22 protein-coding genes are annotated in these 23898 nt (G+C 41.0%); 8 read left to right on the forward strand and 14 right to left on the reverse strand.

Annotated elements, in window-relative coordinates; translation table 11 throughout:
* Positions 1–352: 352 nt before the first annotated feature.
* Positions 353–1717, forward strand: a complete 1365-nt coding sequence (locus IHV11_RS15200; RefSeq protein ID WP_197195374.1) for an alkaline phosphatase — start codon at positions 353–355, stop codon at positions 1715–1717.
* Positions 1718–1796: 79 nt separating this feature from the next.
* On the forward strand, positions 1797–2471 hold the full coding sequence (locus IHV11_RS15205) for a DUF4352 domain-containing protein (protein WP_197195375.1): 675 nt from the start codon (positions 1797–1799) through the stop codon (positions 2469–2471).
* Between the two features lie 89 nt (positions 2472–2560).
* Here the strand turns inward: IHV11_RS15205 and opuFB are convergent, their stop codons facing one another.
* Entirely contained in the window at positions 2561–4075 is a 1515-nt protein-coding gene (gene opuFB, locus IHV11_RS15210) for an osmoprotectant update ABC transporter permease/substrate-binding subunit OpuFB (RefSeq protein ID WP_197195376.1), read from the reverse strand.
* Positions 4068–5039, reverse strand: a complete 972-nt coding sequence (locus IHV11_RS15215) for an ABC transporter ATP-binding protein (RefSeq protein WP_197195377.1) — start codon at positions 5037–5039, stop codon at positions 4068–4070. The genes opuFB and IHV11_RS15215 overlap by 8 nt, the downstream gene beginning before the upstream one ends.
* A 237-nt stretch (positions 5040–5276) precedes the next feature.
* Here IHV11_RS15215 and IHV11_RS15220 point away from each other — a divergent pair, with 237 nt between their 5' ends.
* Positions 5277–5975 carry a queuosine precursor transporter gene (locus IHV11_RS15220; RefSeq protein WP_197195378.1) on the forward strand — a complete coding sequence of 233 codons (699 nt, stop codon included), beginning with the start codon at positions 5277–5279 and terminating at the stop codon, positions 5973–5975.
* A gap of 238 nt (positions 5976–6213) precedes the next feature.
* Positions 6214–7044: a glycerophosphodiester phosphodiesterase gene (locus tag IHV11_RS15225; RefSeq protein ID WP_197195379.1), complete on the forward strand. Its 831-nt coding sequence runs from the start codon at positions 6214–6216 to the stop codon at positions 7042–7044.
* A gap of 52 nt (positions 7045–7096) precedes the next feature.
* Here the strand turns inward: IHV11_RS15225 and IHV11_RS15230 are convergent, their stop codons facing one another.
* The 3 genes from IHV11_RS15230 to IHV11_RS15240 form a co-directional block, all read right to left on the reverse strand.
* Positions 7097–7681, reverse strand: coding sequence for a sugar O-acetyltransferase (locus tag IHV11_RS15230; RefSeq protein ID WP_197195380.1), 585 nt, complete (start codon positions 7679–7681; stop codon positions 7097–7099).
* 84 nt (positions 7682–7765) lie between these two features.
* Positions 7766–8266: a hypothetical protein gene (locus IHV11_RS15235; protein ID WP_197195381.1), complete on the reverse strand. Its 501-nt coding sequence runs from the start codon at positions 8264–8266 to the stop codon at positions 7766–7768.
* A gap of 93 nt (positions 8267–8359) precedes the next feature.
* The gene (locus tag IHV11_RS15240) at positions 8360–8854 is read right to left on the reverse strand and encodes a Crp/Fnr family transcriptional regulator (protein WP_197132960.1); all 495 of its coding nucleotides are present in this window, start codon (positions 8852–8854) and stop codon (positions 8360–8362) included.
* Between the two features lie 77 nt (positions 8855–8931).
* Here IHV11_RS15240 and IHV11_RS15245 point away from each other — a divergent pair, with 77 nt between their 5' ends.
* Positions 8932–9873 carry an AEC family transporter gene (locus tag IHV11_RS15245; protein WP_197195382.1) on the forward strand — a complete coding sequence of 314 codons (942 nt, stop codon included), beginning with the start codon at positions 8932–8934 and terminating at the stop codon, positions 9871–9873.
* Here the strand turns inward: IHV11_RS15245 and IHV11_RS15250 are convergent.
* On the reverse strand, positions 9850–10815 hold the full coding sequence (locus IHV11_RS15250; RefSeq protein ID WP_197195383.1) for a YbgA family protein: 966 nt from the start codon (positions 10813–10815) through the stop codon (positions 9850–9852). The two genes, IHV11_RS15245 and IHV11_RS15250, sit on opposite strands and share 24 nt — an antisense overlap.
* A gap of 96 nt (positions 10816–10911) precedes the next feature.
* Here IHV11_RS15250 and IHV11_RS15255 point away from each other — a divergent pair, with 96 nt between their 5' ends.
* Positions 10912–11379, forward strand: a complete 468-nt coding sequence (locus tag IHV11_RS15255) for an NUDIX hydrolase (RefSeq protein ID WP_197195384.1) — start codon at positions 10912–10914, stop codon at positions 11377–11379.
* On the opposite strand, the gene IHV11_RS15260 is transcribed toward IHV11_RS15255, so the two are convergent.
* Entirely contained in the window at positions 11380–12252 is an 873-nt protein-coding gene (locus IHV11_RS15260) for a GNAT family N-acetyltransferase (RefSeq protein ID WP_197195385.1), read from the reverse strand.
* Positions 12253–12851: 599 nt separating this feature from the next.
* On the opposite strand from IHV11_RS15260, the gene trhA reads away from it, so the two are divergent.
* On the forward strand, positions 12852–13490 hold the full coding sequence (gene trhA, locus IHV11_RS15265; RefSeq protein ID WP_066399265.1) for a PAQR family membrane homeostasis protein TrhA: 639 nt from the start codon (positions 12852–12854) through the stop codon (positions 13488–13490).
* A 44-nt stretch (positions 13491–13534) separates the two neighbouring features.
* Here the strand turns inward: trhA and IHV11_RS15270 are convergent, their stop codons facing one another.
* Positions 13535–14797, reverse strand: a complete 1263-nt coding sequence (locus IHV11_RS15270; RefSeq protein WP_197195386.1) for an MFS transporter — start codon at positions 14795–14797, stop codon at positions 13535–13537.
* A gap of 66 nt (positions 14798–14863) precedes the next feature.
* Positions 14864–15466 (reverse strand): TetR/AcrR family transcriptional regulator, encoded by a 603-nt coding sequence (locus IHV11_RS15275; protein WP_197195387.1) that lies wholly within the window; start codon positions 15464–15466, stop codon positions 14864–14866.
* A 127-nt stretch (positions 15467–15593) separates the two neighbouring features.
* Between IHV11_RS15275 and IHV11_RS15280 the strand changes: the two genes are divergently transcribed.
* The gene (locus IHV11_RS15280) at positions 15594–16037 is read left to right on the forward strand and encodes an 8-oxo-dGTP diphosphatase (RefSeq protein WP_197195475.1); all 444 of its coding nucleotides are present in this window, start codon (positions 15594–15596) and stop codon (positions 16035–16037) included.
* A 244-nt stretch (positions 16038–16281) separates the two neighbouring features.
* Here the strand turns inward: IHV11_RS15280 and IHV11_RS15285 are convergent, their stop codons facing one another.
* From IHV11_RS15285 to IHV11_RS15305, 5 genes are all read right to left on the reverse strand, one after another.
* The gene (locus IHV11_RS15285; RefSeq protein ID WP_197195388.1) at positions 16282–17385 is read right to left on the reverse strand and encodes a M24 family metallopeptidase; all 1104 of its coding nucleotides are present in this window, start codon (positions 17383–17385) and stop codon (positions 16282–16284) included.
* A 276-nt stretch (positions 17386–17661) separates the two neighbouring features.
* Complete coding sequence (locus IHV11_RS15290) at positions 17662–19044, reverse strand: glycine--tRNA ligase (RefSeq protein ID WP_066399278.1); 1383 nt, start codon at positions 19042–19044, stop codon at positions 17662–17664.
* A 338-nt stretch (positions 19045–19382) separates the two neighbouring features.
* On the reverse strand, positions 19383–20339 hold the full coding sequence (locus tag IHV11_RS15295) for an aminoimidazole riboside kinase (RefSeq protein WP_197195389.1): 957 nt from the start codon (positions 20337–20339) through the stop codon (positions 19383–19385).
* A 58-nt stretch (positions 20340–20397) separates the two neighbouring features.
* On the reverse strand, positions 20398–20895 hold the full coding sequence (locus IHV11_RS15300) for a PTS sugar transporter subunit IIA (RefSeq protein ID WP_066399283.1): 498 nt from the start codon (positions 20893–20895) through the stop codon (positions 20398–20400).
* Between the two features lie 416 nt (positions 20896–21311).
* A complete protein-coding gene (locus IHV11_RS15305) occupies positions 21312–23684 on the reverse strand; it encodes a M14 family zinc carboxypeptidase (RefSeq protein ID WP_197195390.1) in 2373 nt (790 codons plus the stop codon).
* Between the last annotated feature and the right edge of the window lie 214 nt (positions 23685–23898).

A 23898-nucleotide genomic window follows, 5' to 3' on the forward strand; every position in this document is an offset into this window, starting at 1 on the left:
TAGGCTCAGAATGTTGAGTCTAGTTTCTTTTTTGTATATTCCTAGTGGACATATTCGGTATCTGCCCGTTTAAGGCAGACACTCCATTTATTTACGAGGTAATCTCATTTTTATACGAAGTAAACAGCAATAAATTCCGTACTAAGTAGAATTATATCCGCACATAAAATTTTTTTATCCGATTTTCGACAAATCTTATCATACCCACTACTTTTTACCCGCACAATCTGCAGACTACATAGCACCTTTTTCCCATACGTTTACACAATCTTAACATTCTCATAATCTCTTCAAAATATTATCGGAGTATAATTCCTCACTGTAAGACAACTCGAAACAACAGGAGGCAATTATGACTATTTCAAAAAAAGTACTATCTGTTGCAGTGGCAGGAACACTTGCCATTAGTGGTTTCGTTATAAATCAAGCATCTGCTGATGAAAAGCATAAGAAGAATGAGATAAGAAACGTGATCTTTTTAATCGGTGATGGTATGGGACCAACTTACACGACCGCATATCGTGCTTTTAAAGATAATCCAAAAACACCGATGATGGAAGAAACAAAATTCGATAACTATTTAGTGGGCATGCAATCCACATATTCACATGACAAGAAAGAAAGCGTAACAGATTCAGCCGCTGCTGCCACTTCAATGTCTGCAGGAATCAAAACCTATAACGGTGCTATTGCCGTTGATATGGAAAAACAAGATGTTAAAACCGTTCTAGAGAAAGCGAAACAAAATGGAAAGTCCACCGGATTAGTCGCAACTTCTCAAATCAACCATGCAACACCAGCAGCTTTCGGTGCACATGATGAGTCACGTGAAAATTACAACCAAATCGCTGATGATTATTATGATGATATGGTGAATGGGAAGCATAAAGTAGACGTTATCCTTGGTGGTGGTACTAGCTATTTTGAGCGTAAAGACCGTAACATCACAGATGAATTTAAGAAAGACGGCTACTCTTATGTAACGAACAAGGATCAGATGCAGAAAGATGAAAACGAACAGGTTCTTGGATTGTTTGCTCCAAAAGAGCTTGATAAAAAAATCGATCGTCCACAAGAACAACCTTCTTTAAAAGAAATGACGAACTCTGCATTAGACCGCTTGAATAAGAATGACAAAGGTTTCTTCTTAATGGTAGAAGGAAGCCAGATCGACTGGGCTGGTCACGACAATGATGTAGTTGCCGGAATGAGCGAAATGGAAGACTTTGAACAAGCTTTCCAATCAGCTATTGAATTTGCTAAAAAGGACAAGCACACTCTTGTCATCACAACAGCTGACCACTCAACAGGTGGAATGACAATGGGCCGTGATGGAGATTACAAATGGGATCCATCTGCTATTAAAGCAGCGAAGAAAACGCCTGACTTCATCGCAAAACAAATCGCAAATGGAGCACCTGTAGAAGAGACTTTAGAGAAGTACATCGACCTTGAATTGACTTCAGAAGAAATTGAGTCCGTTAAAGCCGCTCAACAAAAAAGTGGAGATGTATTAGAAATCGATAACGCCATCGAAAAAATCTTTGATCTACGCACAGGTACTGGTTGGACAACAGACGGACATACCGGTGAAGATGTAAACGTCTATGCATACGGACCAGGAATGGAGAAATTCTCTGGGAAGATTGACAATACTGACACAGCTAAAGAGATTTTTTCGATCTTAGAAAAAAGTAAATCTTCTTTCGGAAAATAAATTTTGTACAATTAGGTCAATCTAACCAAAAAAGCATCCCGTTTTTCTACGGGGTGCTTATCTTTTAGGAGGTGCATCCATGCCTTTAAAAGGTTGGATCATGCTGATTCTGTCGGCTGCGCTCGTAATAGGCTGCGCGTCAGAGGCGGACAAGAAAAAGGAAAGCCACACAAACCATCAACAGAATGAATCAAATAGATCTGAATCAGAAAATCAGACAGAAAAACAAACCTATACCGATAGCTCTCAAGCTTCAGACGATACAAACTTAACGAAAATCAATAAAAAAGTGGAAGACCAAGATGGGTCCATAACGTTAAAGAAATATGCAAAAGTTAATAAACAACTGCAGTCTGATTCTATTGCGCTTACGATCGATGAAGTGAAAGTATTACACTATGCACCATCTGTAGATCTGATAGATTTCTTCCATGGCTACACTAAACAAGATGAATTCCCTTATGTACGAGTAAACGTAAAAATTGTAAATAAAGGGAAGGAAAGTGTTCATTTCAATCCAATCGCTCAAATTGAAACCGATCAAAGGGAAACCGTAACGTGGAAAGAAGACTTTTATCTGGAGGAACTAAACGGAGAGATTAAACCCGGAGACGAAAAGATGGGCAGCTTAGGATTTATACTAAACAAAACCAATATTGAAAACCTAAAAACAATAACCATCACATCTAGTGAAGTGGTAGATGATCAGGAAAAAACTATCTCAAATCCTCTAATTCTCACTGTTGATTTATAAAAGATAAAAACATCCATGCAGTCAAGACTGCATGGATGTTTTATTTTCCGGGAAATTTTTGTCGAATCTTAATGAATGATGGTAGAAGCTTAAAGAAGTCCTTCCTTCTTCAAGAAATCTTCCGCAACTTTCTTAGGTGACTCTCCCCCAACATTCACTCTATAGTTCATCTCACGCATTTCATCATCTGTAATTTTTCCTGCAAGCTTTTCCAAAGCATCCTTTAACTCCGGGTGCTTCTCTACCGTTTCTTTACGAAGCATCGGTGCACCTTGATAAGGAGGAAACAGCTTTTTGTCATCTTCTAACACGGTAAGCTTATATTGACGCAGTTCGCTGTCTGTAGAATAGGCATCAACCACATCGATTTCACCTTTTTTCACCGCGTTATATCTTAGCTTCGGTTCCATCGTTCTCACATTCGCAAACTGAATATCGTATAGCTTTTGGATGCCTTTATAGCCATCTTCGCGATCCGAAAATTCTAACGTAAATCCGGCGTTCAGACTTTGGCTTACACTCTTTAAATCCGAAATCGTCTTTAAGTTGTACTCTTTCGCCAATTGTTCAGGAACAGCAAGCGCATACGTATTGTTATATGCCATCGGGCTTAACAATTGCATATCAAACTTACTTTCCATCCCGCTTCGAGCTTGTTCATATACTTTTTCGCTATCTGTACTTGATGCGTTCTCTTTTAAAAACTCTGCAATCGCTGTGCCTGTAAATTCTGGATAGATATCAATACTCCCAGATTTCAACGCATTAAACACAAAGGACGTTTTACCAAGTCCCGGCTTCAGCTCCACATTTAAATCAGTTTCTTCTTCAATTAAAAGTTTGTACATGTTGATCAAGATTTCAGGTTCAGAACCTAGCTTACCACCGATCACGATATCTTCTTGACCGCCTTTCATCGCAAAAGGAACAAGTATAACTAAAAGAGCGGCTATCAAAAATGCGCTGACCGTTGTTAGCGCTCGTTTAAAAGAAAGAAGCTCCAATCTTCTGAGCAGAAAATCAAATATAATCGCGAGCAATGCAGCTGGTACGGCACCAAGCACGATCAGCATCGTGTTATTGCGATCAATACCTAGCAAGATGATATCACCGAGTCCACCCGCTCCGATTAAAGCTGCCAGTGTTGCCGTTCCTATGATTAAGACCATGGACGTACGGATTCCGGCCATAATAACAGGCATCGCTAAAGGAAGTTCAACCTTCATCAACCGCTTTCTCGTGTTCATCCCCATCGCTCTCGCCGCTTCAATTAATGAGGAATCGACTTCTTTAATTCCTGTATACGTGTTTCTTAAAATCGGGAGCAGTGCGTAAACAACAAGTGCAATAATGGCCGGCACCTTACCGATTCCAAACAGCGGAATCAACAGACCCAGTAAAGCAAGTGACGGAATCGTCTGCAGCACAGCAGTTACACCGATAATCGGTTCAGCCACTCTTGGTTTTTTTGTTAGATAGATACCTAGAGGGATTGAAATAACTACAGCAAAGAGAAGTGCTATAAACGAAATCTGAATATGTTCGATCAATGCACTTGCGAGTTCACCTTTTCGATCTTGAAATACTTGCAAGAAACTATTCATCTCTGCTACCTCTTTCCTGCAAGCGATCTGCAAGATATTGAATAACAGCTTGTCTGTTTAGTGTTCCTATGATTGCACCATGATCTTCAACCGTCACTTCATTCTCACGGGTTAAGATATCGAGCGCCTCTGTAATACTCGTTTTCACAGAAATAGAAGGTAATTGATAATCTAATCCTATTTCATCTGCTTTCAATGGAATGACAAGCTTTCGAAGATCCATACTTTCAACAGAACTCATACTCTCTGTTCCTACGAAATTTCTTACAAAATCATCGGCAGGGTTTTCGAGCAGCTCTTCTGGCGTTCCTACTTGCACGACAGAACCTTCATTCATCACACAAATTCTGTCTCCCAGTTTCAAAGCTTCCTTCATGTCATGAGTCACGAAAACAATAGTCTTCTTAATATTTCTTTGAAGATTAAATAGATCTTCTTGCAGCTTTTCTCTGCTGATCGGATCTAGAGCACTAAAAGGCTCATCCATTAAAATAATGTTAGGATCTGCAGCTAACGCTCGTACGACACCTACCCGCTGTTGTTGTCCACCAGAGAGTTCATTAGGCTTGCGGTCTCGATACGTTTCAGGATCTAAGCCGACCATATCAAGAAGCTCATCCACTCTTTTACGAATTCTTTCTTTGTCCCATCCTTTCAGCTCGGGAACGATGCTAATATTCTCTAGAATTGTCATGTGAGGAAATAAAGCGATCTGCTGCAGTACATACCCGATATTCCAACGTAGTTCATCAATATTGTAATCACTGATTCTCTTGTTATCGATGGAAATCGTGCCTTTAGTCAGGCTGATCAGTCTGTTGATCATCTTAAGCATCGTTGTTTTGCCACATCCGCTCGGACCGATCACAACGAAAAATTCTCCTGGCTGTATCGTTAAATTCAGATCGCGAACCGCGGACGTTTCATCTCCGTATTCTTTAGAAACATTATCAAAAGTTATCATACACCTGCTCCTTAGTGTGCTTTATCTATTACAAGCAGTATTTCCGTTTTTTCTGTAAACAATAATCAATCTACACTATGTATTGCACAAAGAAAGAGATTGTAAACTACTCATGCGCTACATATTTATATGGTTTATTGATTAATTACAAAAACTGACTTATAATGGGGAACTGTTGTGTTAAACGTGTTTCGCGGTTCGAAAACTCCCGCGTTATCAAAACTAGGAGGAATTTTTATGTTTAATTTTTTTTTTGGTGTAGCATTTGCACTGGTTAATTTTATATTGTTTTTAACGTGCTATAAGTGGTTCGGTCGAACAGGACTGTATGCTTGGATCGCTGCCGCTACGATTCTTGCAAACCTTCAGGTTGTAAAAACGATCGAGATGTTCGGTCTTGTTATGACTCTCGGCAATGTAATCTATGGAACCATCTATTTAGCAACGGATCTAATCAACGAGAAATACGGTGAAAAAGAAGCGAAGAAAGCAGTTTGGTTCGGTTTCTTCACGCTCATTATGACAACAATCATCATGCAGATGGTGCTCGTGTTTCAACCGCACGAAAGTGACATCTTCCAGCCGCATCTTGAAGCCATCTTTGGATTTATGCCTCGACTTGTGATCGGTAGTCTGGCTGCTTACTTAATCAGTCAGTATCTAGATGTTAAACTTTTTGCAAAGTTGAAGGAAAGATTTTCACGCCCTGATCAGCTTTGGATTCGTAATAACGGAAGTACGATGGTAAGTCAGCTGATCGACACGCTTATCTTTTGTACGATTGCGTTTGCTGGTGTGTTCTCATGGGATGTTTGGATTCAGATCTTCTTTACGACGTATGTGATCAAGTTTGTTGTGTCAGCGGCTTCTACGCCATTTATCTATATTGCAAGAAGCTTCAACCATCCTGAAGACCTTCAAAAACCAGGCGTCTAAAATGCCTGGTTTTTTTCTTCCCCTTTACAATAACGACATCTCCTTCACCCCACCTTTACAGAACGGCCATTTGTTAAGATATCCCCTCATATAGACCTTATTTTCTTTAAAATACTAAGGAGGTTCTGACCATTCTTTCCCCATTTTCCTTTGTTAGCATAATGAATGTGATCCTGCTTGTTGCATGAGGCGAGCAGGTTTACGGACCATACAATACAATGATAAGGGGATGAATAACATGAGCATGAAGAAGACAGCAGTTGCATCATTACTTTCAATGGGGATTATTGGTTCGATCTACAGTACTTCCACACTCGCTTACGACCCGTCTGATCGCGTTCAAACTGTCGCACACCGCGGAGCATCGGGGTATGCGCCAGAGAATACGATGGCCGCGTTCCAAAAGGGCGTAGATATGAAGTCCGATTATATTGAAATCGATGTACAAGAAACTAAAGACGGTGAGCTCGTTGTTATTCATGACGTTACGTTAGATCGAACAACAAACGGAACGGGCTATGTAAAAGATCATACGCTAGAAGAGATTCGTCAACTTGATGCTGGTAGCTACTTTGGGGAAGAATTTATAGGAGAGAAAGTTCCTACTTTTGAAGAAGTACTCGATGAGTTTCGCGGAAAAACTGGCATTCTGATTGAATTAAAAGCAACCTATTACTATCCCGAGATTGAAGAAAAAGTAGCTGCAGCCATAAAGGAACGAAACATGCATCTACCAGCTCATGATAAGATTATCATTCAATCATTTGAGTTTGGTTCTATGCAACAGATGGACAAGTTGCTTCCTAGAGTGCCTGTGGGCGTGCTTACTTCCAATGCAGCTGACTTAAGTGAAGCGAAGCTCGATGAATTCGCTACATATGCGGAATTTGTAAACCCTAGCAGAACGCTTGTTAATTCTTCGATCGTTGATGAAGTACATGAGCGTCATATGGGAATTATGGCTTGGACGGTTCGAAACAAGCCAGAAGTACAACCATTATTAGATGCAGGTGTTGATGGCATCATTACCGATTATCCAGACTATACGCCTAAGCATAAATCAAAATAAATGATTATAAAAAGTGTTGAGGCAACTAACTTGTTGCCTCAACATTTTTTGTTTAATTAACATTATGTTTAATCACCTTGCAAGGATTACCTACAGCTACACAGTTATCAGGAATAGATTTTGTGACAACACTTCCTGCTCCGATTACAGTATTGTCTCCTATTGAAACACCTGGTAAGATAACAGCATTTCCACCGATCCAAACATTGTTTCCGATTGTCACAGGCTTTGTGTTCGTTCGATATGGCGCTTCGTTTTCTTCTGGATGCTTATTGATTCTTTCCGACACTTGAATAGGGTGCGAAGCCGTGTAAATTTGGACATTAGGTGCGATCAATACGTTTTCCCCAATCGTAATCTTGTTATTATCTAACAACACACAGTTGAAATTAATGAAAGTATTGCTTCCTATCGATATATTTTTTCCGAATTCACATTGAATGGGCTTCTCAATCCAAACCCCTTCTCCTACGCTGCCTAATAATTGCTTTAAGATCTGTACTTTCCTTTCGATCTCATCAACGCTTGTCGTATTAAAGGTTTCCACAAGCTTTTTGGCATCGAACGACATTTGTAAAAGTTCAGGATCTCGGGTGTTATAAAACTCTCCAGATAACATTCTGTCAAACTCTTTCATCTAATTCCCCCATGTCTATCCTTTCTTACTACCATCTAACAACAAAACAGCATAGAAGTCCAAAACTTCCATGCTGTTTGTGTTTTATTTATGCTTAGCCAAAACCTCATCCAACTTCGCGGATTTTTCACTTAGCTTATTATTAATTTTTTCATTAAGACTCAACCACTGATTCATCTTCTCTAACGCAAGCTTCTCGTTATTTGCTCGTAAAGCATCGTGCATCGCTTTTTTCGTTTCATGTGCTTGACTGTGCAGAGTCCTTAACTCCTGATGAATTTGTTTCATCTCCTGCCAGCTGGCTTTGTTCGCGCTTCGTTTTTCTTTTACTTTCTGCTCCCCTGCTTTTACATGCAGGTCGAAAAGCTGGTCTTTCTTTTTTACGATATCTTTTTGAATCTCTAACCGTTCAATCTTAAGCGCGTTTGCCTTATGGACCTGCTTCTCAAAATTTTTCATCTGCTTAAAGTGCTGACCTCTTTTATGAGCCTCCACTTGAACCTTTTCTTGATTTGCAGCCGACACGGTAACTGCACCACTCGTTAGTACGGAAAACGCAAGTGCAAGAGGGATAAACTTTTTCATCACACAATCACTCCTTTAACTTTTATACAGGTATCATTTGTTAAAGAAGCGAAAATCTTACGTTCATATGTATGTAAAATCTTTGACATTTCATTAAATTTTCTTGAGTGCCCGGTTGACCGTCTCTCGTCTTAAGCCAACAAACTGTCCGATTTCTTCTTGAGTCAGCACTTTTTCAATCTGAATATCAGGAAAATAATTCGCAAACCAGTTTTGAAGCTTTCTAATCTTTCCTTCTGGTGTCAAAGTAGACATCTGATTGATGCGCTGCTGCATCATCCTTAGTTTCGTTTCTAGCATTAGTGCCACTTCTTTGTACTTGTAAGGATCCTCTTCAAGTGATCGATACCATTGCTGGGGTTCGATCCGCGTGATCTCACTAGGTAACAGGGCGATCGCTGTTCCGTTATACTCATTGGGACTCGTTAATGAATGATGTGGAATCACTTCGCCTGAAACAATCAAATTAAGTAAGACTTGGCTTCCATCCTCATGAACACGAACAATTTTTAATAAACCGTTATCTAACCGAAACAATGGCCCTTCTTCTCCTTGCCTGAAAAGAATCTCGCCTTTTGCCATCAGCATGAATCATCCTCCTAACTGCGTTTGTATCACTTAATCTACACATCCTCCATATGCTTGTAGTAAGGAGGCTGAAAGAAATGAAACTTGCTCCTTTTATGCAAGAATTAACCCTATTGTACAGCATTGCTCTACTCGGTTATATCCTTCGAAAGAAAGAGATCTTGCCATCTGGCAGTGAACGCACAATTTCAGCACTTTTATTAAATGTAACGTTACCTGCATTGATCATCTTCGGAATGGATGTTTCCTTTTCCATTGAAAATCTTAAACAGTTTGGCTGGCTTTCTATGATGTCTGCATTCGTATTAATGATTTCCTCACTCTTTTCTTGGTGGACAGTAAAGCGGCTAACGATAAAAAACACACAGAAAAATGCCTTAGAAGGGATCATGATTTTTGGAAATCAAGGTTTTCTAGGCATTGCCGTCTGTTTTATATTATTCGGAAAAACAGGAGTGCTGTTTGCCACATTCTTTAACTTTGTCTATCTCTTGTGGATTTGGACATACGGCATCTATTTATTTGCTCGTCATTCCGAGACTCTGCCTTGGCGAAGCGTCTTTTTAAATCCCGGTGTGATTTCAACACTCGTTGGCTTAATCTTCATGCTCCTGCCAGGAACCCTTCCTAGTGCTTTATCCAACACTTTAGAAATGCTAGGAAAACCTACTGTTCCACTTTCGATGTTGTTGATCGGCGTTCTTTTGGGAACTTTACCGTTACAGCATTTAACGAGCTTTTTAAAAAGTTCACATTTATGGCTAGCGAGTTTTTATAAGCTGCTGCTTTTTCCGTTTCTATTACTGCCTTTTGTTTTCTTTTCGTTGCCTCTTCCATTAATAGCAGTTGCCGTCCTAACTGCCGGCATGCCCTCCGCTCCAACCATCTCCATGTATGCAGAGCGTTATGGAGAGGATGCCTCTTTTGCGGCAGCAGGTGTCATGCTGAGTACGATTCTTTCCTGTTTTACCATCCCGTTATTGTACGCACTCGTGTTAATAATCTCGTCCCTTACCTGAATCTGAGATCTCTAGCAGAATTTCAGGGTACGGTGCAAAGAACGTCTGACCGAGAATCTCACTGTCTTCAAAGCGTATCGCATGCGACTTTAAAATAGTAGCTACGCTTGAAAACGGTTCTTTTTTGTTCGCATACTTCTGAAGAAGCTCTTCAAAAAAGGCGATTTCTTTTGGAGATAGATGCGGCTGAAATCGTTTGAAGATCTCGTATGCCACTTTCCGGTTAGAGTCACTCCTTGCCGTACGATTAAACAGCTTGTTCATAGCTTTAGCATACAGTTGTATCGTTCGTTCTTCGCCATTTTCCTGCTCTTTTTTCAAGATACGATTCATCACTTTTAGCGTTGGGTTGCTATAAGCCATGAACAGAAACTGATTTTTCTGATGAAAGCTTTTAATCTCTTGAAGTCCCTGCGGCAGAATGTTTCGAAAGGCAGCAAGCGTAAAAAGCTTCGTATAAAAACGATCACGAATCGTAAAATTATTTAACCGTCCTTCTTCTTCAATCGCTAAGTGTGAATAAAGCTCTGCGACCCTTCCTCCAAATAGCCCACTAGAATGCCCGATGGCAGGTCCTTTTTCAGTCGAGGCATATACCTTCACTTCTTTTAATCCACAAGAAGGAGAACGCGTCTTCAGGATAAACCCGTCAGTATCAATGATTCCAGCCAGATAACCATCTGAAAACGTACGCATCTCCGTCGTTACATCACGCTGCGTTGATGGCTGCAGAAGAAAATGATCTTCACCCTTTTTCACGATACGAATCGTTTCTCGTGGCGTTCCTAACCCAATCTCCACTTCTGGACATACGGGAACAAAATCTACATAATCCATCAGTTTTTTGATCACATCGTTATATATCACATCACCGTTGTATCGGCATGCTTCAAATTCAAGACACTTACTTACCACCACACGGGGTCTAGCGAAGGCTTCCATTCCAAAACTCCCCTCGATCTTTTTATTCAGTGTTCCACTTTTAGATGAATTATTAACATGTTTTCTGTAAAATGTTGGTTAGGAAGGAGCGATTTGATGGCTTACTATGAAGATCTTCGGAAATATGTAGGAACCGCACCACTCATCCTACCTGGCTCTGTTGTTATTATTGTGAATGAAAAGGATGAAATATTATTACAACATCGTACCGATGGCGGTTGGGGACTGCCCGGTGGTCTGATGGAACTTGGTGAAAGTTTTGAAGAAACGGCGATTCGTGAAGTAAAAGAAGAAACAGGACTTGATGTTGAAGGCTTGACCCAGCTTCATGTCTATTCTGGCCAAGATCATTATATTAAAAATGCAAACGGTGATGAACTGTATGCCGTAACCGCTGTATATACGGCTCATTCTGTAAGTGGCGAACTAACAATCGATCTCAATGAATCACATGATTTTCAATATTTTAAACATGATCAGCTTCCGAAAGACACGTTAGGCGGTGCACGAAAATACATAACAAACTATATAGAAATGAAGAATCAGAACAAAGCTTACCGGTAATTACGCCGGTCGCTCTGTTCTTTTTTCGTTAAATTTAAGTTCAATATAATCACATACCGGTTCATAACCGATATTTTGATAGATTTTATTAGAAGTAGGGTTTGAGAGATCTGTATAAAGGGTGCAGAACGTAAATCCTTCTTTCAATAGGTAATCGCTTAGTGCAGCAACACAAGCGCTCGCATATCCCTTACCTCTAAGATTCTTAGGTGTATAAACCAAATTGATTGAGACACCTTTTATATTCGGCCGCGTCTTAGCTGCCATCGATACCGGTTTGCCATCCTCTTCCCATATAAAAAGAAACTTGCTCTTTACACGTATTTTCGCATATTCTTCAGCTTCCGCCATCGTCATAATCTGTTTTGTCTCTTCTGTCATCTCTACGATCCATCTAGGTAAGAAGGATAAGTCGGCTTTTGTGGCCATCCTCAAACGTCCAGGTCGGGCTGCAGGCTGGATAACAGAAGGAAGCGTGTAAAGACGCAGATCCATCAACAATTTTTCTTCTAGATGATGAGCCGTCGTCCACTCTTGAGCAAATGCCTTTCCAATAGCTTTCGGCGACATTACTTTTTGCACATAATAGTCTTCTTCGAGCAAATAACGAACCAAATGCGGGACAGCCGCAACACCATCTGTTTCCTCTTTTTCTAAAAGTAATAAAGCGTAAGGCGGAATGAGCATGGCTGAGAGCATGATTTTCCCATTCTGTTTAACAGTAGCGAGAAAAGGCTGCTCACCCTCCCATACCTTGTCTTGAAAACGCAGGCAGTTACCAAGCATGATTCCTGCTCGATCTTCCTGACACAACAGAAATTCTTCTACTTCCCTATAAAAAGCTGCTATAGATGAATAACGAGTTACCTCCATGATAGTGACCCTCTCTTTATCTATTAAGTCTGTAATCTTATCTATTTCCTTTCCTTTGAGAAAGATTCCTTCTTTTTAGAGATTTATTCTTAGAGTAGTTTTCGTAATCATTGTGTATTCATTGTTGCTTTTGAAAGTAGTTGCTTTCCGTTGCAGATACTCGCTTTCCGCGGGGCAGTCGGTGAGCCACATTCGTACGTATCCGTATAAGTGTCTCACTTGCCTACCTGTCCCGCAGGAGTCTCGCATCTTTCACTCCAATCAACTGGCAGAGGAGACAAGCAACAATCTTTTTACAAAAGTCCACTTTTGCTTGAAGAATTTTTTTCTAATTCCTCCCTTCAATGCAAGTTGATTGTAGCGGAAGGTTGCCGACTCCTATGGGACGAGCGATCAGGTGAGACCCTTAAGGGCGCGTAGTGGCAAGGGGCTCACCGTTCGCCCCATGGAAAGCGTGCAACCTGGAGCAGAAATCAACCACTCTCAAGAGCACCTGTGAATACTAAACCAAATTTTTAACAATTGTTTTATGCTCTTTAATTGGTTAAAGGATGCCATTTTCTGATATACTGACCATAACGTAAAGGAAGGTGAACGAAATGAGTACACATGTATTTTCAAAACGCGAAGAGATAGCAAATGCCATCACACACGGACTCGGTGTCCTTCTTAGTGTAGCGGTTACTTCCATTCTGCTCGTGTTTGCCGTATGGAAAGGAACAGCGGTTCATATTGTTAGCTTCGCCGTATTCGGAGGAACGATGCTGACGCTCTATTCAGCTTCGACCCTCGTACACGCTTTTCCTAAAGGACGGGTTAAGGATTTATTTGAGATCATGGATCACGCTGCCATCTATCTCTTTATTGCAGGAACGTATACCCCAATCGTGCTGATCGTCGTAGGAGGAGCACTGGGTTGGACATTATTTGGAGTCGTTTGGGGACTCGCGATCTTTGGTGTCGTGTTCAAAGTCTTTTTTACGAAAAAATTCGTTGTGTTATCAACATTAGGTTATGTAGCGATGGGATGGCTGATCACATTTGCCTTTCAAGATATTTCAGCAAACATGCCACCAGCTGGCATACAGCTCTTAGTTGCAGGCGGAATCATCTATACGCTTGGCAGTATCTTTTATGTATGGCGCAGCTTTCCGTTTCACCACGCGGTCTGGCACCTGTTTGTTCTAGCTGGCAGTGTGATGCATTTTCTCATGATGTTTTATGTGTTGCCTAACTAAGAATAATCTCTTTAAAAGAAGCAGGAAATTTTCTGCTTCTTTTTTTATGCTGTACTTTTAACACCTTTCGTTTCTTCTTGCGCTTCGGATCGAAACAAAACATGATAGATCCATAAACTTGTAATACCCATCAAACTAAACAGCAAAGTGATCGTGTTTGCTGAGAGAAATCCGCTCATCATGACGAATAGTGCGGCAATCATTCCAGACAGATGAAACGATAAGCCGTAGATCGCCATGTAAGAGCCACGAGCATCATCCGGTATGATCGATGCGACATACGCTTGCTTAGCTGGAATATGAATCAGTTCACCGACAGACGCAATAAACATCGCTGTGATTAAAACAATAGGACTCGTGCTATAGCTGATCACAACAAAACCTAAAGCGTAACCAAATCCCCCTCCGAGCATTAAGTGGCGGTCTTTAAAACGCTTTACCATAGTAGCTATAACTAAACTCAAGACAACAACTAAGATGGTGTTCTCTGCTTTTAGTAAACCGATCAACTGAAATCCATCTACTTCAAATAATGATGTAAAAGGCAGTAAAGCAACCGGGTCCTTCATATCGCTTACAAGTTTTATACCGATATATGTGGTCAAGCTCTCTTCCAACGAGATAAGAAACAACCCTGCTACCGTAAAAAGAATGAATTTTTGGTTCAAAAAAATCTCTTTATAGTTTCCCTGCAAGCTTTTTGTTACGTTAGTATCCTGAGTCATAGCGCTAGGCAGCCTTACATCTTCAAGCCATAACCATGTCACCACCCACGTGAAAAAGGTAACCAACGCGATTCCTAAGAACAGTTCATAGGGATACGTTTTAAAAAGTATAGCCCCTGTTATTCCCCCTGCAGCAACCGCTAAATTCCCAAGCCAATAGGAAATTGTATAAATGGCTTTTCTGTTTTCCTTCGTACTTGAATCAATAATGATCGCACCATACGCAGGGCCAGCCATACCTGTAAAAAAAAGAATAACGATGAAGAGGACGAAGTTCACATATGGAGAAAGAGGAAAGAACAGATTGAGAGCTCCAGCAATCAAGTAACCAAGGCCGATCATGCTCTCACTTAGTAAAATAATTCTCTTTCTACCGAATTGATCCGAACGCCTCCCACCAATCAATGCTCCTGTTATTCCAGATAGAATAACCCCGATATACATCAAACCCGTTGAAAACGCCCCTACCTGATCAGAAAAAAAGATTGCTAGAAATGGGATTACGGCTGAAGAAGCAAATGTTGTAATAAATTGGAGCACAAGCCTTAGCTGAATGTTGCGATGAAAGGTAAAGAAATTCATGTTTATCTCTCCTTTTACGATTGATTAATCAATCATTATTAAGATAAAAAGTAACCGAAACACATTTTAGCGTTTCGGATATAACAGTTGAAATGCTGGAATCTTAAACTTTTCTCTAACCCGTGATACCGCATAGTCTGTAAACGTTAATCGAATTCCTAATAGAAAGCCGAGATATGCTGTTGCTGTTAAGTCTTCATCAGATTCTTCTAAGATTCCGCTTTTTTGACCATTTCGTATGATCTCTTGAAGTTTTAAAATAAACTCTAGACTAAATTCGTCCAGAACTTTAAACGGTTCAGGAAACTTCGTATGCTGTCCGATCACTTGCACGACCAGCTGCAGATAGGTACGCATCTCGATGAAGATAGTTATATGTTTATCTATCATGCTCTTAATCTCGGTCAAAAGATCTTCAGCTTCCGGATTAAAATCTAACATCGCTTCTCTATATTGTTTTTCTAAAGGCTCTGTTACAGCATGGAAAAAAAGCTGGTCCTTGTTTTCAAAGTATGTAAATACACTCCCAAAACTAACTCCTGCAGCTTTTGCTACCTTCGCAATAGTCGTGCTCTCATACCCTTGCTCTGCAAACAACAGGATCGCCTGCTCTAAAATCTTTTCACGCTTCTGTTCCATCGCTTTCAGTTGTTTATGTGATAAAGGCAATTGAATAATCTCCTTTTTATGGATGATTGGTTAATCAATCATTATTATAAAGTGTATGTTAAAATAAGTAAAATGTTTTTTTGGAGGATGACTTGTGACGATTTCTATTGAGCACCGACTTTATACGATGTGCATGGTTCAGAATGGAGATAAAGTACTGTTGATTAATCGGCCAGACAGCCGTGGCTTCCCAGGCTTTTTAGCTCCTGGAGGTAAAATTGATTTTCCTGAAAGCTTAGTGGATGGTGCTTGTCAAGAAGTTGAGGAAGAAACAGGATTACGTGTTTCGAACTTAGTGTTCAAAGGAATCGATGAATATGTAAATCCACAAAAGAATGTGAGATATATGGTGTTCAACTATTGGACGGATACTTTTGCAGGTGAACTTTTGTTAGATCCACCAGAAGGCGAATTGGTTTGGGTCTCGCTAAATGAAGCATTAGATCTTCCCATGCAAGGTTGGTTTAAAGAAAGGTTTCCGTTGTTCTTTGAGGAAGGTACATTTGAGATTCAAAGAGTGTGGGATGATCATAAAAACAAACAGGTTGAGGTTTCACTACTGAAAACTTAAAGAAAATAAGGCTATCAATCTGTCGATAATTGTCTAGATTTGTAGACTCGTGGATATTCTCCTCAAATTTGTGGATTGAAGGACAAAACTCGTGGATTGAACGTCATTTTTCGTGGATTCAAAGGCAAAACTTGTGGATTGCACCTCTAAGCATCTACTAAAGTGACTATCTCACTACTCTCTTCGCCCGTAAAATAGAAAAGGATGGCTCCCACAAGGGCCATCCTTCATGATTTCACTACTTTTATTTAATAATCTGCAGCTCTTTTGGATATTTCGTCAATGTTTCGTGTCCATCTGCTGTTACATAGACGTCATCCTCAATACGAACTCCGCCGACATCATCAATATAGATGCCTGGTTCGATCGTATACGTCATTCCTTCACGAAGAACACCATCGTTGTTGTCACTCATGGACGGGAATTCATGAACATCGATCCCAAGGCCGTGTCCGATGCGGTGCGGGAAGTGATCTCCGTATCCTGCTTCCGCAATGTGATTGCGTGCGATCAAGTCAATGTCACCGATGCGCGTTCCTGGCTTAGAAGCTTCTAACGCCTTCAATTGTGCCTGCAGCACTGTATCATAGATCTCGCGACGCTTTTCATCTAGATCACCAAACGCTACTGTACGCGTGATGTCAGAACAATATCCATCAAGGACTACACCAAGATCGAATAAAACAAAGTCGCCATGCTGAAGCTTTCTTAATCCTGGCTTACCGTGAGGCTGTCCAGCTTTTTCACCGAATAATACCATTGTAGAAAACGACATCGCGCTGATGCCTTTTTGCTTCAGTTCATATTCGATCTTCGCGAGTACTTCCATCTCTGTTACACCCTCACGAAGTGCCGCAACTCCTACTTCAACTCCATAGTCTGCAAGTCTAGCCGCTTCACGCAACGTCTTTAACTCGCTTTCTTCTTTTATGAGACGAAGCTCGTTCATCAACTCTTCAGCTCCGACCAAGCTCGCACCATCAAACATACCAAGTAGCTTCTCGCCACGTGCGTATGGAAGAGTTTCTTTTTCAACTGCAATCGATGACGCTGCAGTCACCCCACGGTTAGCCAAAGCATCCTGTACCTTCGTCCAAGGATCTTCAGAATCGCTGTATCCAACAATCTCATACGTCCAGCCTGCGTCTTTCGCTTGCGAACGCTCCATGCCTGGACAGATCATGAACGGCTCTCCTTCTGCAAGTACAGCCACACCTAACACACGTTCATGCGGATCCGAATACAATCCTGATAGATAGAACACGTTTGCTGTCGTGTGAATGAACGCGAAAGTATGCCCTTCTTGCTTTAGCCAGTTTTGTACCTTTTGAATACGTCCTTCGTTCATGTATATACCTCCAATAAAAGCCCGAGGGCTATGAATTAATCTCTCATACTCTATTGTAGAATAAACGCCACAGAAAAAACAGAAGCACACATCGCAAGTGGCAAATGTGTGCTTAAAGCTTAAAAGCTTGAAAGAGGTTGATTTTCGTTTCAGGTGCTCGCTTTCCGGGGGGCGTGCGGTGAGCCCCCAGGAGTCTCCCACCTTACACTCCAATCAACTTGCCAATGATGCCTTTTGTGAGTTTTAACCAAAAGCAACATTGCTTCTTTCAATAAATTAAAACTGAACCTTAGACTCAATAAAGCTCTTAAGATCTGCAATCTTCACACGCGTTTGTTCCATCGTGTCACGGTCACGTACTGTTACCATGCCGTCTTCTTTAGAATCAAAGTCATACGTGATACAGAAAGGAGTTCCTACTTCATCTTGACGACGGTAACGTTTACCGATTGACCCTGTCTCGTCATAGTCCACATTGAAGTCTTTTGCAAGTGAGCTGAACACTTCTGTGGCTTCTTCAGATAGCTTCTTAGATAGTGGCAGGATCGCTGCTTTATAAGGAGCTAATGCAGGGTGCAAGTGCATAACGGTTCTTGAAGTACCATCTTCAAGCTGCTCATCTTCATACGCATCAATCAAGAACGCCAACGTTACACGGTCAGCACCTAGAGAAGGCTCGATGCAATAAGGAACATAACGCTCGTTTGTTTCTTGGTCGATATAGTTGAAGTCTTCACCTGAGAATTCCATGTGACGCTTCAAATCGAAGTCTGTACGAGACGCAACACCCCAAAGCTCACCCCAACCGAACGGGAATTTATACTCAAAGTCAGTCGTCGCATTAGAGTAGTGAGAAAGCTCATCTTCGTTATGGTCGCGAAGACGAAGGTTTTCAGAAGTCATACCCAATGATTTTAGCCAGTTTTCAGCTGTGTCTTTCCAATAGTTAAACCACTCGATCTCACTTCCTGGCTTACAGAAGAATTCAAGCTCCATCTGTTCGAACTCACGTGTACGGAACGTGAAGTTACCAGGTGTGATCTCGTTACGGAAACTCTTACCGATCTGTGCGATACCGAACGGCAATTTTTTACGCATCGTGCGCTGAACATTTTTAAAGTTAACGAAGATCCCTTGTGCCGTTTCAGGACGCATGTAAATTTCGTTTGAACTTGATTCCGTTACACCTTGGTGTGTTTTGAACATCAAGTTGAACTGGCGGATGCTTGTGAAGTCATGGCTTCCACACTCAGGACAAGCGATATTGTACTCTTTTACTAACTCTTCCATCTTTTCGAACGGAAGTCCGTCAACGATAATTTCTTTTCCAGCTTGCTCAGCAGCATCTTCGATTAGTTTATCTGCACGGTGGCGCGCTTTACAGTTCTTACAGTCCATCATCGGGTCGTTAAAGTTACCGATGTGACCAGATGCTTCCCACGTACGCGGGTTCATTAGGATGGCTGCATCAAGACCTACGTTGTAAGGTGATTCTTGAACGAATTTTTTCCACCATGCTTTTTTTACGTTGTTTTTAAGCTCAACACCTAGCGGGCCATAATCCCACGTGTTCGCAAGACCTCCGTAGATTTCAGATCCCGGAAATACAAAACCGCGGTGTTTCGCATGATTTGTGATGGTTTCCATGTTTTTTGTCATTTTTATTCCTCCCATTCGGATTATGCCTTATGGGTCGGCCGTTTTTTAAAAAATAAAAAACTCCCGTCCCAAGGCGCTATGCCCAGGGACGAGAGTTGTATCTCCCGCGGTTCCACCCTAGTTGATCCGTATGTAGAAACGAATCCTCTTTTAGAAAAGCAACTCCGGATTGCCGTTTCACTAATGTCTCTTACCGGGCTCTCACCATCCCCAGCTCGCTAAAAAGAGTGTACATTTAGCTACTATTCATCCTTCACAGCTGCATATCATCTTTTATAATAAAATAATATTACCAAAAAACAAAAACATTAGTCAAAATATTTTCCTATTATATGCAGTTATTGTTTATTTTGTGCAAGTTCATTCTCAATTTGCTCTAAAGTAGGCAGTGCGGTCATCGCTCCTTTAACAGAAACAGCAAGTGCTCCAGATACGCTTCCAAACAGTGCCATGTCACTCGCTTCATCGAGTGTTAGGTCTTGGAGTGAGCCATCGTATTCATTTAGTTGATGAAGAACACCCGCAACATAAGCGTCACCTGCTCCGGTTGTATCTACCGAAGATACACGTTTTGCCGGAATGTACTCGCCGCCCTCTTTCGTCACCACATAGCTTCCGTCATCACCGAGCGTGATGAAGAGTAAGGGAATATCATATTCTTGCAGCACTTTAATGCCTTCTTCGACCTTTTTTAAACCTGTGATGAATTCGAGCTCTTCTTCTGAGATCTTGACGATGTCAGCGTACTGCAGCATGGAAAGAATCGTCTCACGAGCTTGTGCAGGCGTTTTCCAAAGCGACAACCGCAAGTTTGGATCATACGAGACCCACATGCCGTTCTCTTTTGCGAGTCTTACCGCTTTTTCAGTAGCACTTTTAGAAGGCTCGCCAATCAATGAGATCGAACCAAAATGAAGAATTTTATGTTCTTTAAAGAGACTAGGCTGTACATCTTTTTCTTCTAAAAATCGGTCTGCGCTCGGATTAATATAAAAGTCGAACGATCTTTCACCGTTTGGATCGAGCGTCACAAAAACGGCTCCTGTTCGCACTTCTTCCGTCTTGTACACATGAAACGCGTTCACGCCATAACTCTTTAATGTATCAATCATGAACGATCCTATAACATCATCTCCCACTTTTCCTAAAAAAGTAGATGCTGACCCTAATCGCGCAACCCCAACAGCTACATTGGCAGGTGCTCCACCAGGACTTTTTTGGTAAGTCGTGTTCGTTTCATCCGTTGGAATAAAATCAACAAGTGCTTCTCCTAAAGAAATTACGCCTTTTTTCATCGTAGCCTCCCCCTTTTTATTGGAAAAAAATCAGGCATGGTTAGCCTGATTTCCTAATTTATTTCATTTTAACCTGCAATAATGAAGTTTCACCTTTTGTTGCTTCAGAAGCAGCGCGCTTATCTAAAGATTCTACCGCATCACCATTTGTGATTACGATCGGCGTTACCGTGCTAGCGGCTTTTTCTTTAATCAATTCCAGGTCAAAGCTTAAAAGCTTGTCTCCCGCTTTTACTTTATCTCCTACATTCACATGTCCCTCGAAACCTTCACCGTTCATGCTAACCGTCTCAAGACCAACGTGGATTAATATCTCTGCACCAGCTTCTGATTGGATGCCGATCGCATGCTTCGTGTGGAAGAACTGAACGATTTCTCCATCAACCGGAGAGACAACAACACCTTCTGTTGGTTCTATCGCAATCCCATCGCCCATCATCTTCTGAGCGAATGTCGGATCTGGTACCTCTTCAATGTTTACGATTTTTCCTGTTAATGGAGCGATTAGTGTTTCTTCTTTTTTAACTTCTTTTTTTCCAAATAGTTTATTGAACATTATTTTTCACTCACCTTTCAGTTTGCTTTACTTTTATAATTTACACCTGTCTGAGCGCTTTAAAACATTACAGTTTTATTTGGGCATTTATCTTGATGTACTTGAAGGTGGTTGATTTCCGTTCCAGGTTGCTCGCTTTCCGCGGGGCAGACGGTGAGCCACATTTGTACGTTTCACTCTTAAGTGTCTCACCTGCCAGCCTGTCCCGCAGGAGTCTCGCACCTTGCACTCCAATCAACTTATCAATGAGGCATAAAAATAACCCAAAAACAATCTTTTAGATCATACTAACTGATACAAAGAAAGACCAAAGAGCAAGAAACAAGTTCGATGCTCTTCAGGTCCTATTAAACAGGGTAAACTTTCCCTATAAAAGTAATGCAGTGCTTATCTGGTTGTCAACGAGAAAGGTTCTTTTATTGATATAGTGAGTTGGACAATAAACGGAACAGATAATCAGTATGATCACGGAATCCTGCTTCGAGTCCGATCAACGTTATATCTTTTTGCGCTTCTTCTACAATGACGGACTGCCCAGCCGCTAGTTGATTGTTCTTCCAGTGGCCTGCAACAAAGAAGTCACCGTCTCCTAACGTTGCGACCGATTTTGAGTTTCCTAACTCTGTAAACCAGACTGGTCGATAAACAAACCCGAGATCATCCTTTTTATAACCAGCTGTTACTTCATCTTTTTCATAGTCTACTTTTACGATTCCATTGCTGTTAGAGCCGCCCGTGTTTACTTTAATCGTTGTTAATCCGAGCTGACTTGAAGCTTTAGCGCCACCAGCGCCAACGGAGATATATTTCCCGCCATTATCGATAAATGTTTGTACGTTGGCTTTGAAACTGTCATACGCCTGCTTGCTGCCGATCACGAACAGCTTATTCGCTTCTCTCACATTCTCGTATTGCAGCAATGCGTCAGTGCCGGCATATAGGAACGCATCGTATTGAGATAGCCCCTTCTCTGCCACTTCTTTTGGTGTCACTTCTTTTACCGAGAAGCCGAGTCGTTCTAATGCGAGCTTTGTACCTGCATGACTTTGTGCTTTATTCATGCCACCATCTTTTAATACAGCTACTTTTAGAGTTGAAAGCTTTTCTTTTTGAGCTGGCAGTTTTGCAGTTTGCAGCTTGATTCCAGACTCTTTTACAAGCTTCTTATTTCTTGATGAAAGGTTTTCGATATAAAAATTACCTGCATCGTCTTTATATACACGCTCACCTTTTTTCATAAGGTCGTTCACTAGTTTCACAGCTTGGACAGAACTGTTGGGAATTACGTATGGCCCTTTCCCTTGAATAGATCCGTGATATTCGGCCTCTCTAACAGGCTTTGTTTTCGCATTCACTTTTTCATCTACTTCAATTGCTTCAAAGCCCCACAATTCTGGTAGACTCCAGGCTGATATATCATACATCGCTGGCGTATCGTTCGTGATATCCTCGCCATCCCATAACATCGTGTTTGCAAGACCTGCTTTGGCTTGGCTCATATCAACGATGTACGTGCCCGCTGGATAAGCTTGTCCGTTAGCCGAAAAAGGTTTGACTGCTTTTTCTACAGAAATATCATTTTCAAGAAGATGGTTAACCGCTTTTTCTGTAACCGTCGGATCCTTTTCATTTACAGGTAATACATAGGCATTCGGGAAAAACCCTTCTGCATGGTAAGGGTGATCAAAATTGATGCCACGTTCAAAGATCTCAATTTGATCTGTAAGCATTCCTTGTTTATTTTGAACAGCAAATTTCAATGCTCCCATCACAGCATCATTTGCCCAACGTACACCATCCCAGTTGTTTGTCGGTGCTTCCAACGTGTAACCGTATGCCCCATGATACATCGCATACATCGGTGTGAAAATCGGCGGATAATCGTCCCAACCAGAACTATCATCTCGCTGCGGAATATATGTACCCGTCATATTTTTATAGAGATCTGTTTCATAGTTTGCTTTATTTCCAACGATCTCTGCTTCCATCGCTTTCGCTTGATCTAAAGCCCATTTAGAAAACAGATCATATTCATAGTTCGGGTTATGAGGCGGCGTACATGGCTCAATCAACCCTGGTTTTCCGTCGTCACTGTTCACATAGCCGTGAAGATCTAAGAAGACCATCGGATTCCACTCTGTGATCAGATCAACGGTTTGTTTCGTTTCCTCTTGCGAGAGAGTGATAAAGTCACGGTTCAAATCTATACCGTTTCCGTTAAAGCGAGTTCCGTCAACACGACCATCAGGGTTCGCAACCACATTAAATATGAGTATGTTGCTGTCTAGAATCTCCTTTGTTTCTTCATCATTATCTTTTGCAAAACGATCGATCAGCTGAAGGACAGCATCAGAGCCTATGTATTCAGTACCATGGATAGATCCATTGATCACCACTGGTACTTTAAAATCAGGATTTTCGGCGATCCAATCTTGAGCTTTTTGAGGATTTTTGAACATTTCCTTTCGTAGTTTCTTATAATGTCCATATTTGCCTTTATCACCGTTATTAGAAATGGTGACCACATACATCGGATATCCTTTAGATGAAACCCCTGTTTGTTCAAGGGTTACTCGTTTACTTTCTCTATCAATCTTCTTTAAGATCGAACCAATCTTTGAATACTTTACAAAATCATAATGCTCAGAGTTAAACGGACTTCCATCAGCCTCTTCAAAACTATTAACATTTGTCCACTTTTTTTGCGGTGATTCTGCTGTTACAGCAAAAGGCATCGATGTCAGCAAACTTAAACTCATAACACCAGCTACCCAATGTTTTTTTAACATGTTGTTTCTCCCCTTCCTCTGTCCAAAAACAAAATAATTATACCTATGTATGAATATTTATTCAATCTATTTTTTAAGATTATATCACCAGAATTAATATTCAATAGACGTTGGTTGATACCTCTATAAAAAATATGAAGAGTTATAAATGAGTAAATATTCATGGTTCTTTATTCTTATAAAGGAAGCTTCAATAAAAAATAACGAGAGATAA

The sequence above is a fragment of the Fictibacillus sp. 26RED30 genome, assembly GCF_015903845.1.
In the GTDB taxonomy this organism is placed as follows: Bacteria; Bacillota; Bacilli; order Bacillales; family Fictibacillaceae; genus Fictibacillus; species Fictibacillus phosphorivorans.